General features: G+C 46.7%; 15 protein-coding genes. All 15 read right to left on the bottom strand.

The window, feature by feature from the left end; genetic code table 11:
- Nucleotides 1-34 precede the first annotated feature (34 nt).
- Nucleotides 35-517: a YaiI/YqxD family protein gene (locus tag WH46_RS12450; RefSeq protein WP_017811827.1), complete on the bottom strand. Its 483-nt coding sequence runs from the start codon at nt 515-517 to the stop codon at nt 35-37.
- A gap of 139 nt (nt 518-656) precedes the next feature.
- Complete coding sequence (gene glyS / locus WH46_RS12455; RefSeq protein WP_046226876.1) at nt 657-2,732, bottom strand: glycine--tRNA ligase subunit beta; 2,076 nt, start codon at nt 2,730-2,732, stop codon at nt 657-659.
- A 2-nt stretch (nt 2,733-2,734) separates the two neighbouring features.
- Nucleotides 2,735-3,613: a glycine--tRNA ligase subunit alpha gene (gene glyQ, locus WH46_RS12460; RefSeq protein ID WP_017811829.1), complete on the bottom strand. Its 879-nt coding sequence runs from the start codon at nt 3,611-3,613 to the stop codon at nt 2,735-2,737.
- Between the two features lie 586 nt (nt 3,614-4,199).
- Nucleotides 4,200-4,949, bottom strand: a complete 750-nt coding sequence (gene recO / locus WH46_RS12465; RefSeq protein ID WP_017811830.1) for a DNA repair protein RecO — start codon at nt 4,947-4,949, stop codon at nt 4,200-4,202.
- A 208-nt stretch (nt 4,950-5,157) separates the two neighbouring features.
- On the bottom strand, nt 5,158-6,060 hold the full coding sequence (gene era, locus WH46_RS12470; RefSeq protein ID WP_017811831.1) for a GTPase Era: 903 nt from the start codon (nt 6,058-6,060) through the stop codon (nt 5,158-5,160).
- Between the two features lie 85 nt (nt 6,061-6,145).
- Nucleotides 6,146-6,550, bottom strand: a complete 405-nt coding sequence (gene cdd / locus WH46_RS12475; protein WP_017811832.1) for a cytidine deaminase — start codon at nt 6,548-6,550, stop codon at nt 6,146-6,148.
- Between the two features lie 454 nt (nt 6,551-7,004).
- Nucleotides 7,005-7,373, bottom strand: coding sequence for a diacylglycerol kinase family protein (locus tag WH46_RS12480; protein ID WP_017811833.1), 369 nt, complete (start codon nt 7,371-7,373; stop codon nt 7,005-7,007).
- The gene (gene ybeY / locus WH46_RS12485) at nt 7,373-7,873 is read right to left on the bottom strand and encodes an rRNA maturation RNase YbeY (protein WP_046226877.1); all 501 of its coding nucleotides are present in this window, start codon (nt 7,871-7,873) and stop codon (nt 7,373-7,375) included. The genes WH46_RS12480 and ybeY overlap by 1 nt, the downstream gene beginning before the upstream one ends.
- A complete protein-coding gene (locus WH46_RS12490) occupies nt 7,870-10,116 on the bottom strand; it encodes an HD family phosphohydrolase (RefSeq protein WP_046226878.1) in 2,247 nt (748 codons plus the stop codon). Before WH46_RS12490 ends, ybeY begins: the two co-directional genes overlap by 4 nt.
- A 69-nt stretch (nt 10,117-10,185) precedes the next feature.
- Nucleotides 10,186-11,157 (bottom strand): PhoH family protein, encoded by a 972-nt coding sequence (locus WH46_RS12495; protein WP_026136033.1) that lies wholly within the window; start codon nt 11,155-11,157, stop codon nt 10,186-10,188.
- Between the two features lie 224 nt (nt 11,158-11,381).
- Entirely contained in the window at nt 11,382-11,996 is a 615-nt protein-coding gene (locus tag WH46_RS12500) for a hypothetical protein (RefSeq protein ID WP_046226879.1), read from the bottom strand.
- 15 nt (nt 11,997-12,011) lie between these two features.
- Nucleotides 12,012-13,016 carry a flotillin-like protein FloA gene (gene floA / locus WH46_RS12505; RefSeq protein ID WP_017811838.1) on the bottom strand — a complete coding sequence of 335 codons (1,005 nt, stop codon included), beginning with the start codon at nt 13,014-13,016 and terminating at the stop codon, nt 12,012-12,014.
- Nucleotides 13,017-13,289: 273 nt separating this feature from the next.
- Nucleotides 13,290-14,711: an NfeD family protein gene (locus WH46_RS12510; protein WP_046226880.1), complete on the bottom strand. Its 1,422-nt coding sequence runs from the start codon at nt 14,709-14,711 to the stop codon at nt 13,290-13,292.
- Nucleotides 14,712-14,974: 263 nt separating this feature from the next.
- Nucleotides 14,975-15,418 carry a GatB/YqeY domain-containing protein gene (locus tag WH46_RS12515; RefSeq protein WP_017811840.1) on the bottom strand — a complete coding sequence of 148 codons (444 nt, stop codon included), beginning with the start codon at nt 15,416-15,418 and terminating at the stop codon, nt 14,975-14,977.
- A 15-nt stretch (nt 15,419-15,433) separates the two neighbouring features.
- Nucleotides 15,434-15,607, bottom strand: coding sequence for a 30S ribosomal protein S21 (gene rpsU / locus WH46_RS12520; RefSeq protein WP_005547957.1), 174 nt, complete (start codon nt 15,605-15,607; stop codon nt 15,434-15,436).
- Between the last annotated feature and the right edge of the window lie 225 nt (nt 15,608-15,832).

Here is a 15,832-nt window from a genome sequence, read left to right on the forward strand (position 1 = left end):
CCTTCATCTCTTTTCACACGATAAATAATATTCGCTACTGCGAATGAAATTCCTGCAAATTTGTTAAAAGTTTTACCAGTTCGGCCTGAAAATTTTTCTTATCGTCCGATGTAAGCGGTTTAGGCCCTTTACCATACTTACCCTGACGTCTTGCTTTGGCCTGTGCATGTCGGCGAGCCAGCAAAAATTCAATATTATCCGCATGGAATTCCATGCCCCGAAAAGACAGAATCCGGCACTGCTTGGCCAGCGCGATTGTAGCCAGTCCGTAATCCTGGGTAATGACAATATCGCCGGCATGAACATGATTCACAATATACAGATCCGCACTCTGATCGCTGCGGTCTACCTGAACAACCCGTACTCCTTCTTCCGCCTGAATCCGGTGATCAAAGGAAGACACCATCAGCACAGGCACTCCAAAAGAGCGCGCTGTTCCGGCAATCTCCGCTTTGACCGGACAGGCATCGCCATCAACTACAATAGTCGGGATACGGTGTAGCGGTTCCGATTGCAATGCTAGAACCCCTTTCCCAGATTCCATGAAACAGCAGACCCGTTCACGGATCATACGTTCGTTTACAAAGCCGAAAATACGGAACGACATCAATTCTCATCGTCGTTCCGTATAGGTGTATCTGTTAGTATATAATATATTATTTAACCAGTTTGGAGAAATCTGCATACTGTTTGATATCGTGGTCAATCAGCGCCAGCAGAGCCAGACGATTCTCGCGTACAGCTACGTCGTCTACCATAACCATAATATGGTCAAAGAAGCTTGTGATGGCTGGACGAAGTGTAGCCAGTAAGGTTAATGCTTCGCCTGTACGATTGTCCGCAAGCAGACTATGGTAAGGCGCACTCACCGATTCCCATGCCGCAAACAGTTCGGTTTCTCCTGCTTCGGTAAACAAAGCCGGATTCACAACTGTACCAGCTGATTTGGCAGCCAGATTGGATACACGTTCAAACGATTCGATGATCAGCTTGAAGTCAGGGACCTCGGTTACAGCCTGCATCAGATCATTACCGCGTGATACTACAGAGCCAATATGACTGAATCCTGCCGAAATCACAGCATCCACTACGTCATAACGGAGTGTCTCGGACAGCAGTTTTTTCACACGCAGTCCAAAGAACTCATTTAACTCTATACGTATTATATCGGAAGTACGTTTCATATTCCTTAAATTTTCATGAATATTCAGTGTAATATCAAAAATTTGTTCCAGCGTCAGTGCCAATCCGCGTTCCAATAATATCTGGACAATTCCTGCTGCCTGACGACGCAGAGCATAAGGATCCTGTGAACCGGTCGGAATAATACCGATCGAGAAGCAGGCTACGATCGTATCGATTTTGTCCGCGATACTGATCAGTGAACCGGTCAGTGATGCCGGAGCAGCTTCACCTGCAAAGCGCGGCTGGTAATGTTCAAAGACAGCACGAGCCACTTCTTCGTTCTCGCCTGCTTTGCGTGCATAATCTTCACCCATAACGCCCTGCAACTCAGGGAATTCGTATACCATCTGAGTAACCAGATCGAATTTGCTGATATCGGCAGCGCGGCTAATATTAATAGCTTGCTCAGCAGGCACCTGCAGCGCAGCACCCAATTGATCGGCAATCTGACGAATACGGCGTACTTTCTCGCCCAGTGTTCCGATTTCTTCGTGGAATACGATATTATCAAGCTTGGCTACCGCATCCTCGATCTTCATTTTCTGATCTTCTTCGTAGAAGAACTTCGCATCCGACAGACGGGCACGCAGTACTTTCTCGTTACCTCTGGCGATTACATCCAGAGAGCGGCTGTCTCCATTACGCACGGTTACGAAATAAGGCAGCAGTTGGCCTTCATTGTCCAGTACCGGGAAATAACGTTGATGCTCACGCATCGAAGTAATCAGTACATCCTGCGGAATATTCAGGAAAGCCGGATCAAACGTACCATACAGCACGGTTGGTGTCTCTACGAGGAACAATACCTCTTCCAGCAGATCTTCCTTCACATCAATATTCCATTTCTGCTCCATGGCCAGATGAGCGATTTGAGCGCTGATCATAGCCTGACGCTCTTCCACGTCAGCAATAACATGCTGCTCGCGCAGAGCTTCCATATACAGAGTAGGCTCGGCAATCTCGGCCTCGGTTCCGAGGAAACGATGTCCGCGTGTAACACGACTAGTCTGAACGCCAGTAATTTCAAAATCAATAACATCATATCCCCACAATGCCACCATCCAGCGGATCGGGCGAACAAAGCGGAAATCATGAGCACCCCAACGCATATTTTTCGGGAAGTTCATGGATGTAATAATGTTTTGCAGCGCTTCGGCTACAATCGCATCCGTACTTGTACCAATACTGCTCTTGCGTGCATGGATATATTCTACTCCGCCGATTTCACGGAATGTAAATTCTTCGGGAGTTACTCCCTGACTGCGGGCAAATCCAAGTGCAGCCTTGCTCCAATTGCCACTTTCGTCCTGGGCAATCTTGCGAGAAGGTCCTTTGACTTCCTCATTGATATCTTCCTGTTTCTCTGCAACATCCTTCACCCATACTGCCAGACGGCGCGGGGTTGCGAAAGCTTTGGCTTCGCCATGAGTCAGACGCGAATCATCCAGCCATTTGACGGTTTTGTCCCGCAGCTGATTCATCGCTGCACGCAGGAAGCGGGCAGGTACTTCTTCCAGACCAATTTCGAGCAATAAGTCCTTCGCCATGATTACATCTCTCCTTTCTTGAGCATCGGGAAGCCAAGCTTCTCACGATTTTCCAGATACGTGGCGGCTACCTGGCGCGCCAGATTCCGTACACGGGTAATATAACCAGTCCGCTCGGTTACGCTGATTGCCCCGCGCGCATCGAGCAAATTGAATGTATGTGAACATTTCAGTACATAATCATAAGCCGGGAATACGAGATGCCGATCCATCGCACGTTTGGCTTCCTGTTCGTAAGTACTGAACAGGTTAAGCAGCATAGGTACATCGGATACCTCGAATGTATACGTGGAATGTTCGACTTCCGGCTGATGGAATACATCGCCATAGGTCATACCATTCACCCATTCCAGATCAAATACATTTTCTTTTTCCTGAATATAGGAAGCCAGACGCTCCATACCGTAAGTGATCTCCACCGATACCGGGTTCGTCTCAATACCGCCTACCTGCTGGAAATAAGTGAATTGGGTGATTTCCATACCGTCCAGCCATACTTCCCAGCCCAGACCTGCACAGCCCAGTGACGGGTTCTCCCAGTTATCTTCAACAAAGCGAATATCATGATCCAGCGGCTCAATACCGAGTGCTTTGAGGCTATCCAGATAGATTTCCTGGATGTTGTCCGGTGAAGGCTTGATGATCACCTGGAACTGATGATGCTGATACAGACGGTTCGGGTTCTCTCCGTAACGACCATCGGAAGGACGACGGGAAGGCTCTACATAAGCGACACGCCACGGCTCAGGACCGATCGAGCGTAGGAATGTCATCGGGTTCATGGTACCCGCGCCTTTTTCCGTATCGTAAGGCTGGACAATCATACAGTTATGCTCGGCCCAGAAGTTTTGCAGCGTCAAAATCATTTGCTGGAAGTTCATTGACATTACTCCTTTATGTTCATAGTGGGATTGCTACTGCCGAAAAGGCTCACAATGTATATGTGTACCCGCTTCTGCAGTCAGCAACCGGTCATGCGATCTCGCTGAAATAGGTATCTGCAACGCACGCAAAAAACTCCCGTTCCTACGCCTGGTTACAGACATAGGGACGAGAGGTTCATTTCCCGCGGTTCCACCCTATTTGAAGACATTTGCATGTCATCCACTTTTCCATATTCAGCTCATATGCTCACGGCTGCCATTCAACTACTGGTCGTCGTCAGGCTTCCACGATCCCTGACTCGCTAGTGACGGTAATCAGTAATCTACTATACCGGTCAACGCATCATGTGTGTCTTCAGAAGACACAATTTCTATGTTAGATGATATCGGAATTAGCGTAGTTCGTCAACGCTGTTTTGCAGCAGGATTGCCAAGCTCACCGAATGTGCAAGATTTTCCTTTCAGAAATGCAGTCTACGATAGCAAAAATAATGAACGAATAACATACAAGACAAATGGATATAGCGTTCCTTATCGTATCTATCTATTTTCTCTAGCGCATACTTGCAGATTCGGATTGTATTTATATCTCGTAACGTTCAAGCTGCTCCAGAAAGCGGCGTGATTTCAACTTGAGACCCAGTTGAGCTTCCATAAAAGAATTCATGACTTTTTTTAGCTCTGCACGTGTCTCGTCCTTGACATCAATATTGCCAAGCCTGCGGATATCCAGTCTGCTGAACAGACGCAGCAACTTAAGTACACCTGGCGATACAAGTGCAGCTGCCGGATCCTGACGGCGTTCTTTCTCCGACAAAATGCCTCCCAGGCCTGCACTGATCCAGAACTTGCCCTCTGTCTCTCCCGAGAACATACAGGCATCGACCTGTGGTCCATATCCGGCTGCCTGAAGTACTTTCATCTCGAACAGAGAAGTCAGAACAACCGGATCGCGGCCTTCACCGAGAAAAGACAAGTACGATTTGAGCTGGTCAAACCAGAAATGACCGGTTTCATTATCCAGCAAGGCTTTATCCACCAGTTCGCAGGCATAAGCACTATAAGCAGCCAGTGTAATATCTTCACGCAGCTTGTGATTGGATTCAATCACTTCTCCCTGATTCAGCGTTCCCATCCCCGTACCGCTACGGATAAAGGAAAATTCTCCATACGTAAAAGGTTGTACCAGCGCACCGTGACGGCTTCTGGCTTTTTTGGCTCCACGCACGAATACGGCAACTTTACCATGTGCTTCCGTACAGAGAGTCATGATTTTGTTGCCTTCCCCGTAATCCATGCTGCGGATGACGATACCTTGCACTCTGTATAGCATGCGTCATCTCCTGATCTGTATAAAATTCCAGCATTTATATCTAGCGCTGGTTGGAGTAATGAAATGAGACGGTATATTTAACCGAGCTGGAGTACCTCAAAGAAATAGGAACGCTCTATGATACTCCATGATATTAAAATAGACAGCTATGATAAATAGCAGGTTACAAAAGGAACAGAGCATTGCATCAATGCTCTGTTCCCCATTTTTAAGCGTCCCGGTGGAAACCCAGATCCTTGAGGACCCGATCCTGGTTACGCCAATCTTTTTTCACTTTTACCCATAGTTCCAGGAAGGTTTTGGAACCCAGCAGATTCTGGATATCCATGCGGGCACGCTTGCCCACTTCCTTGAGCAGAGCTCCCTGCTTGCCGATAATGATTCCTTTCTGGGAATCACGTTCTACATAAATGACAGCCGAGATATTTACCAGACCGTTTTCCTGGGTATACATATCTTCAATCGTCACCGCAATAGAGTGCGGGATCTCTTCACGTGTCATCTGGAGAATCTTCTCACGGATCAGCTCGGCGCAGACAAACTGCTCGGGGTGATCGGTTACTTGATCGTCCGGATAGTACTGAGGTCCCTGCGGCAGATATTTGCCCAGTTGTTCCAGTAGTGTGTTCACATTATTACCCAATTTCGCAGAGATCGGTACAATCTCGGCAAACTCATGCAGCGAACGATATTTGTCGATGATCGGCAGCAGCTGTTCCGGAGCAACCTGATCAATTTTATTGATAACAAGGAAAACCGGTGTTTTTACTTTTTTGAGATGTTCAATAATGAAACGGTCACCACCGCCCAATCCTTCAGCCGCATCAACGAGGAACAATGCTGCTTCTACTTCGTTCAGTGTATTCAGCGCGGTCTGATTCATAAAATCGCCCAGCTTGGACTGACGTTTGTGCACACCTGGTGTATCCAGGAATACAATCTGCATCTCATCTGTAGTATAGACACCATGAATCTTGTTGCGTGTCGTCTGAGGCTTATCGGACATAATCGCAATTTTCTGACCGATTACCTGATTCATGAGGGTGGATTTCCCTACATTCGGACGGCCTACAATAGCGACGAATCCTGATTTAAATTGTTTTTTTGACATATTACACTCCGTTCATCAGCGGTATGATATCCGCCAGGGTTGTTAAAAATAATGAATCCGTTTCAGGCATGGCAAATCTGTATGATTATTGATCCAGATTCCATGGCCCAAATGCATGTGGAAGCAGTTCCGAAATCGTGGTCATTCGGGTATCGCCTTTCATATTGCCAAGCAGTACAGGCATATCCGGATGGCACAGCTCTACCATTACCTGACGGCATACACCGCATGGAGCAATCGGCTCATCAGTCTCTCCGACAACGGCAAGCATTTTGAAAGTGCCCGGGCGCTGCCCTTGTGCAATAGCACTGAATAGCGCTGTACGTTCTGCACAATTGCTGGGAGAGTATCCCGCATTCTCAATATTGCAGCCATGGTGTACCTTGCCGCTCGCATCCAGCAGGGCTGCTCCTACCGAAAAGTGGGAGTAAGGTACATAAGCTTTGGCACGCGCGATAATGGCTTCTTGTAGTAATTGTGATGCTTCCATAAGGTCCCCCTAAAATTCAACTTCATGTTCACTATTCTGTAGTCTGCAACTTGCTTTATCAAATAAGCGTGCCTTGTTGTGGTCACGCATCTCATCCATAATGTTGGTTCATAATCAGACAAGTATGATCAGATAAGCATTTCGGTATGAAGAAATGGTATTGCCCATGATTGAAGAGGTCCCTGTATACATTGACTGTATTTGAGTCTACTTAGAAAATGGCTGTCGTTCAGACTCCAAAATCTGTAACTGATCCTACAGCCGTATATCTCTATTTTACACGATTTATGCCTATTCGCCCATAGCGAAACTGCATTCAGCAGATAGTCATTCAATTCGTCCAAAAAATTTATAACGTAACGATTAAAAGAACCCTTTCCTGCTACCCCTACGGGCTTCAGAAAAAGGTTCTTTATAGGTGCCGGACGAAATCCAATCCGTTCATCTCATTAATTCAAAAACCCAACCAGATCCGTACCGGTCCGATAAAAACAGCAGCACCGATGACAGCAGCAGCAAGAGAAGCGACCAGCACAGCACCTGCCGCAGCATCTTTAGCCTTTTTGGCAAATGGGTGCCAGTCGGGAGAGCATAAATCAACAGCAGCTTCAACAGCGGTATTCATCAGTTCCGCGCCAAGCACCATCGCAATGGCAAGCGTCAACAGCATCCAGTCTCCAACATCGACATGAAAAAACCAACCAGCTGCAATAATAGCCAATGTTGCCAGCACATGCACACGGAAATTGCGCTCCGTACGGAAGGTTGCGATCACGCCTTCAATCGCAGAATAAAATACAGCTCTCCACGTTCTCTTTTTCATTAGCGGGTCAGTCCGATCTGCTCTAATACCGCTTCCTGTTTGCCCATCATTTCCGCTTCAGTCGCATCATCCTGATGGTCATAGCCGAGCAAATGCAAAAATCCATGCACAAACAGAAATCCGATCTCACGCTCAACAGAATGTCCGTAATCCTCGCTCTGTGCTATCGCACGCGGAATCGAAATAATAATATCCCCGAGCATATCTCCCGGCAACTGTTCGCCATCTGCTGCAGAATCTGTACCATAGTTGATCTCCATTTCATCATCCATGGATTCATGCATGGCAAAAGAAAGCACATCGGTCGGACGATCGATATTCCGGTACTCCTTGTTCAGCTGGTGAATCGTCTCATCATCGACAAATGTAAGAGCAACCTCACCTTCCTGGACTGCTTCCTGCTCGCCTGCCTTTTGCAAAATCTGCTCCAGCAGCGAGATCAGCTCACCTTTAATTTCATATTCAGTTTGTTCATTCTCCCAAGCGAGCTGCAAACTCATACCTTTTTCTCCTTTATCTCCGGTTTCTTGATGTCTTCCGGATATTCAATACGGGAATGGAAAATCCCCATTACGGCTTCCTTAAGCGTCTGGGCGATAACATCCAGCTCTTTCATTGTAAGATCACATTCATTGAACTGGTGATCATCCAGACGTCCTTTAATAATTTTCTCGATCATGGTTTCTACCTGTTCTACTGTCGGCTTGTTCAGAGAACGCACCGCTGCTTCCACACTATCCGCTATCCCTACCACAGCAGCTTCCTTGGTCTGTGCTTTGGGACCCGGATACCGGAAATCATCTTCTGTAAAATCAGGTTCCACTCCATGCTCTTCCGCCAGCTTGAGAGCTTTGTGATAAAAGAAATGCAAAAAGGTGGTGCCATGATGCTGCTCGGCGATATCTCGAATCGGCTTGGGCAGCTTGTATTCCTTTTGCATCTCTACGCCATCACGGGCATGTGCGATAATAATCGACTTGCTGAGCTTCGGATCTATACTGTCATGAGGGTTCTCCATATGGTTCTGATTCTCGATAAAGTAACCAGGACGCTTGGTTTTACCAATGTCATGATAATACGAACCGACACGGCATAGCAGCCCATTCGCCCCAATGGCTTCGGCAGCTGCTTCAGACAGATTACCTACCATTACACTATGATGATAGGTGCCTGGTGTCTCAATCAACAGCTTGCGCAGTAGTGGATGATTCGGATTGGATAGTTCCACCAGCTTGAGTGCTGACAGAATACCAAATGTGGTCTCGAAAAATGGCATTAAGCCAAGTACCAGCACTGTCGTCAGCAACCCACCGATAAAAGCAAAACCGAGTGCATACATTACGGTCATACGTGTCCAGCTCTCATCATTTAATAATACAAGTGCAAGTACCGTCAATGCTCCAAACAGACAGGTCATAATCCCTGCCTTGAGAATAGTTGAACGCTGGCTTGCACGATGTATACAATGAATCGCTGTGAGCGAGACGACCAATGTAAACATTCCAAATTGGTAATCAAATATTTCATTTTGCCGCATATTCAAAATTACGCTGACCAGTATACTCAGTATTACCGAACATACATAAGCCAGATGAATATCCAGCAGCACCGTAATTAGCATGGCTCCAAGCGCTGCCGGAACCAGATAGCCAAAGTACGGGAAGTTACCGGTCTGCAAAATACGTACCAGATGGAAACTTACAATACTGATCGCAAAAATCAGGATCAGCATCAGTAGCTGCGAGTTATTGTAGGGCATCCCTCTCTGGGCATTCTGACGGAAGAATACATAAATCCCCAGCACCAGAAGAAAAGCAAATAGCAGCAGGCCCAGCTGAGGCCAGTAATTCACTTCGTTTTTGAGCAGATTATTCTCATCCAGCAACGTGTACATTTCCTGGGTAATAACCTGCCCCGCAGGCACAATGATATCTCCCTGCTTCACATATACAACAGGTGTATTTTCCCTTGCTTCTACTTTGGCAGCTTTGGTCGCTTCTTCATCGTAGAATTTGTTAGCCGTCAGCGTAGCACGAATTAGTTCCTGCGCTACTTCGCGTGCCGTACGGCTATTAAGGGAGCTGGTACTGACCAACTCTGCTACACGTGCTCTGGCAGCCTGTGCATCTGTAATCTGATCACTCATGAGCCGTGAGACAATCGATGTAGCTACCTGACTCAACTGCTGAACTTCTTCCGTAGACAGACGCGGAATCTTCAGAAAGGTCTCTTCGGGAATGCTGTATGTCTGATTGGAAATGGTCTTCTGCATTTCATCCATTAGCTGCGCCGAATAGTTACCGGATTCGCGGTGATTCCGGATAAAATTGGATACCGAATTACGAATACGCTGTGGAATCTCCTGGCTATATATTTGTGCCTTGTCCGAACTGGAAATCTGATCGTCCTGATTCAGCGACTCAATACGTTCCAGCATTTGTGACATGACGGTATCTCTATGCATAGATACAATGGTGTATACCGCTTCGACCTTTTCCGCTGCCGTTTCCTGAGCCTGCAGTGTCGCTTTGTTATTGGGAATCTGCATAGGTGCCACGATATCTTTTTCGCTGACCGCACCGACCTGAATATCAAAACGCTGCGGTACCAGATTGGGCGCCAGACTTCCATAAAAAAGAACAAGCAGTACTACAAATAAAATATAGCGGGTTCCCCTGCTGCTTTTCCATCCTGCCAGTCTGGAGTAGAACGAATTGCGTTGGGACGGTTCCTTGGAAATCATACATACAGTCCTCTCACTTCTGAATATTCAAAATGTGCGGCTGCTGCGTACCCACTGACCGCCTGCCTGCTATTCCAGATTTTCCGATGCTCTGTCATAGGCGACGATAATTTTCTGTACCAGTGAATGGCGCACCACATCCTGCTCGCCAAATGTAACAAATCCGATCTCTTTAATGCCGTCCAGCACAAGACGGGCTTCTACCAGACCTGACTTTTTGCCTCGAGGCAAGTCAATCTGGGTAACGTCTCCCGTAATTACCATTTTGGAACCAAAACCAAGACGCGTCAGGAACATTTTCATCTGTTCCGGCGTCGTGTTCTGCGCTTCATCCAGAATAATAAATGAATCATCCAGCGTACGTCCACGCATATAAGCGAGCGGCGCAATTTCGATCAAGCCACGTTCCAGTGCCTTGGCAGTCTGTTCCTGTCCCATAACATCATAAAGCGCATCATATAATGGACGCAGGTAAGGATCCACTTTTTCCTGAAGATCACCTGGCAGGAAACCAAGACTCTCGCCTGCTTCAACAGCTGGACGGGTGAGCACAATACGTTTCACTTTGCCTTCCTTGAGGGCGGCTACAGCAAGTACCACCGCCAGGTAGGTTTTACCGGTTCCCGCAGGGCCAATTCCAAACACAATGTCCCGTTTCTGAATCGTCGATACATAATGTTTTTGACCGATTGTTTTGACACGGATCGGTTTGCCACGGAACGTTTGGGTAATTTCCCCTTTATATAAGTCGAGCAGCTGATCTGCCCGCATATCCTTTGCAAGCTCAATAGCATATAAAATATCCCGTTCGGTAAGAACATATCCTTTGCGGATCAGTTCCAGCAGTACTTCAAATAACTGCTGCACCTTGTCTACAATCGGAACAGGACCTTGAATCACAATATCGGCTTCTCTGCTGCCAATATTAGCTTCCATTTCGCGTTCGATAATTTTCAGGAAACTATCCTGTGCACCGAACAATGACAAGCCTTCTTCTGCATTTTGCAAGGGTATTCTGACGCTTTGCGTTTGCTCTGACAAATAGCCTCAATCTCCTCAATATATAGAATTGGTGTATATGCTGCCTTCCTCATAAACTTTACCATTGTATGCGTGCTCATGCAAAATTTTTTGGAGACATATGGTTTTATTATTCACCCGTATCTTTCTATTTGAAGCAGGGTTAAAGAACAAACCGGCCTCTGGGAGACCGGTTCATAAAAAGTAACATCATTGTAGACACTCTCGCCATAAAGCGGAATCTCTCAGGAATTGCGATTAGCTGGGCTGCCTCGGACCTGGGATTGACGTGAACGTGGGGGTCCCAAAATCTCTGCCCAGATTACCCCCTGCCGTAGCTGCTCGGCCTGAACCTGTTGGGCGCCAGCTTGTGCCGTTTCAGTCTGTACATCAGTGCCTCTCAAAGATGCTCCTCCGGCTGTCATACCATGCGTGCGCTGATTCAGATTGGATTCCAGGCTGTTCAGACGTTCATTCAATGCTGCCTGACGACTGGATAATCCTTCGGTACCCATACCTTCCCTGCTAAGACTCCGCTCCGATTCGTTCGAATATCGACGATCCTCTTCGCCCCAGTTCTCATCTTGCTCATACGAACTGTCATTAGAGGTGTTATAGCGCTGCTGCGCTTCGTGATAACGGCGCTGAGCTTCTTCTGCGCTATTGCCATTGTCATTCAGCAGAGGTGGCACGCTTTCACGATTCGAACGATCTCCAGTCAGGGGGCTGCCACCAAAAGTCGGCATGGAAGATGGACGCCTTGATGCTTTGCCTTTGCCTGAACGACTGCTGATTGCTGTAAAAATAGCAAAGCCGATAATCACCACGATATAGATGTTGCTAAAAATCCAGTCCATCATTGATTCAACACATCCTTATTTATTCGGGTGCTGATCATTGCCACCCTGATTCGGATCGTTCACCTTGCCAAGGGAGCCTCTCATCTGCGTATCTGCTTCGATATTTTTCAGATTCATATAATCCATCACACCCATCTGGCCTTTACGCAGTGCTTCTGCCATAGCCAGTGGTACATCGGATTCGGATTCGACCACACGTGCTCTCATCTCGACCACGCGAGCCTTCATTTCCTGTTCCTGTGCAACTGCCATCGCACGTCGTTCCTCTGCTTTGGCCTGAGCGATACGTTTGTCAGCTTCCGCCTGTTCGGTTTGCAGCATAGCACCGATATTCTTACCTACATCCACATCCGCGATATCAATGGACAGGATTTCAAAAGCCGTACCGGCATCCAGTCCTTTTTGAAGTACGGTACGCGAGATCAAATCCGGATTCTCAAGCACCTGTTTGTGGGAAGTACTCGAACCTACAGTTGTAACGATACCTTCACCAACACGTGCAATGATTGTTTCTTCACCGGCACCACCGACCAGACGATCGATATTCGCACGTACCGTTACGCGGGCTTTAACACGAACTTCGATACCGTCTTTGGCTACAGCGGCTACAACAGGTGTCTCAATTACTTTTGGATTAACGCTCATCTGTACGGCCTGCAGCACATCGCGGCCTGCCAGATCAATCGCTGCTGCACGCTCAAATTCCAACGGAATATTGGCACGCTGAGCGGCGATAAGCGAGTTCACGACGCGGTCTACATTACCACCAGCCAGATAATGACTTTCCAGTTGATTCAAATTCAGTCCCAGACCAGCTTTGTGCGCCTTGATCTGCGGATTAACGATACGTGAAGGTACAACGCGGCGCAAACGCATGGCTACAAGCGTAATAATACTGACGCGTACACCGGAAGCAACAGCGGAGATCCACAGAGCTACCGGGAAGAAACTGAAAAATACACTGAGTACAACAATGACAACAACGGCGATTAACAGAAAACTCAAAATACTTGGGCTCATTGGCTGTATCACACTCCATTTAAAATTTGGTTAAAACAGATCGTTGGATGAACGATCCCAATAGCTGGACGGCATCCATTCAAAATATTAATCAAAATGCAATATATCCATCCCTATACAGATGCAGTATCCCTAACTATCCAGCTCTATAACAAGCAGGTAAATATGTAAGAACGGCAGCAGACCAGCAGCAAAAGGTGGAGAGAGTCTACTGTCATTCAAGATGCCTGCCAGCTGGCACGCAAAACTTACGTTCTTCTTTGCCATAAACGATCAGGTAACATGATGTGGATCTATCCCCTCGTGCCCTTCTGTATCTGCGACTTTCTCATCTACAATGATCCGACTGCCATCAATACGAATAATGCGTACTGGACAATCCTTATCAATATAGACACCCTGGGTTACCACATCCAGATGCTGTCCATCTACAATCACTGTACCGGATGGACGGAGAGGAGTAAGGCTGACGCCTTCCATGCCAAGCAGCAATTCTCTTTGCAGATTAGACATATAATTCTGATCCGAAGAAAGCTGTTCACTTAAAATAAATCGGTTCCAGATACCACGTTTCTTGAATACAAAAGCCATAATGGATACAAATACGACAGCAGCCGCAAAAGCGATTCCAAGCGATAATAATGCATTGCTCGTATCATAGGCTGCTTTGACGACACCAGTCACCAAACTACCTGCTCCCAGAATACCCAGAATACCAAAGCTTGGTATAAACAGCTCCAAGACAAGCAGCACCAGACCCACTCCAAACAGAAGCCATGTCTCTGAACCCGAGAAGCCTGCGGCATAACCGCCAAAGAAATAAAGACCAAAAGCGATTACTCCAATGATACCAGGAACTCCAAAGCCGGGAATCAGAATCTCCATCGCGATACCTGCGATTCCGACAAACAACAGAATAGTTGCTACAAGGGGCAGTGTAAGGAAACGAGCGATATTCTCACCAATTGACGGTTCTACAAGAACCATATCAGCTGGCGAATGTCCAAGTGTCGCTACAGCCTCGTTTACCGAAGAGACGATTCCGTCTGCATACCCGACCTTCTGAGCCTCCTGTGCTGTCAGAGAAATGATTTGCCCTTTTTCCTTGGTTTGACCAATTTCCGGCATAGCTACGGATATATTGACATCGGTCATTCCGGCTGCAATATCAGGATTACGGGAGTGGAGCTGGGCTGCAGCACGCATTTCACCTTTCCAGTATGCAACCAGCTTGGCATCATTTACAGGCTGACCGCTGCTATCGACTACAGCTGCAGCACCAATAGTACTGCCTGGCTGCATATAGATTTTGTCTGCATTGAGAGCAATATAACTTCCTGCCGAGGCTGCTCTGTCCTGAACGACGACGGCTGTAGGAATCGGACTATTGCGAATCATTTCCCCAATGCCTTCTGCAGCTTGAATCTCTCCTCCGGGTGTACTCATCTGCAGCACGATCCAGGAGGCTTTATTATCTTGTGCTTCCTGGAAACCACGTGCCAGAAACTTCTGCAGCCCTCCTTCAATCTCGCGATCAACGGGTATAACATAGACCGCACCGGTTGAAGCTGCTGATGGTGCTGCGGCAAATACCGAATGCACCGACGTAATACCCATCGTAACTATTAACAGTAGCATGGATATCCATATCAGAACACGACGCTGATATGTCCGACCGTCTGTTTTGTTCGTCATGCATTGTAGCCCCTTTCTGTTCAAGTAGACCTTATTCGTTATACGGAAGGTTGCCTTGCTACGGATACTACGGTCTCAGACTCACGATACGAAAATATAGTTAGAAATGGTAAAACTACTCTTTTTATTATACGTGAAACCAATGAATACGTTTCATCAAAATGTCACATTTTCTGGTAAAACTAGATAAACCCTAGCCGTTTAAAGAAAAAGATAGAAAAAAGCACCTTCTTTCTATAGAAAGAAGGTGCTTTTGAATTTGTTTATTGCAGAAGTTGTTGAACTGTTTGGTTCACAACTTTTCCGTCTGCGCGACCTTTGACCTTAGGCATCAAGGCGCTCATCAGTTTTCCCATATCGGCTTTTGAAGAAGCACCGGTCTCCAGGATGGTCTGCTGTACAATGACTTTAATTTCTTCTTCAGAAAGCTGGGCGGGAAGATACTCTGAAATGATCTCAATTTCAGCTCTAAGGTTGCTTGTCAGGTCGTCACGACCTGCTTTTTCAAATTCTTGGAGGGCATCTTTGCGCTGTTTGATCTCACGGCTAAGAATATCAAGCACTTCTTCATCGTTCACATCACGTTTCAAATCTATTTCTAGATTTTTTATCGTGGAACGCACCATGCGGATCGTAGACAATTTAAACTTGTCCTTGTCCCTCATGGCCTGCTTCATATTCTCGTTCAATCGTTCGCTAAGACTCATAACGGATAAATCCTCCTAAAACTTTCTTTTGCGCGCAGCCTCGGATTTTTTCTTACGCTTTACGCTCGGCTTCTCATAATGTTTGCGTTTTTTCACCTCAGCCAGAACGCCATCTTTAGCGATGGAGCGTTTGAAGCGACGAAGTGCTGCATCAATTGTTTCGTTTTTGCGAACTTTCGTTTCAGACACCAGTTTTCCCTCCCTCCGACCAGACCGTCCGGAAAAATAACACGGCTTATCAACTTTCATTATAGGTGAAAGTTGAACGAAGTGTCAACCTGAACAGGGCTTTTTCCAGTCATTTTTTTAACGTTATATTATATACCCGGTTTTTAGGGGATTGGAAACACTATTTTAAGCCCAATTTTAGCTAAAAATAGGAAATTAATCACTTTTATGAATAATTATTGAAAA

The organism is Paenibacillus dauci (genome assembly GCF_000971985.1).
GTDB lineage: Bacteria > Bacillota > Bacilli > Paenibacillales > Paenibacillaceae > Saccharibacillus > Saccharibacillus dauci.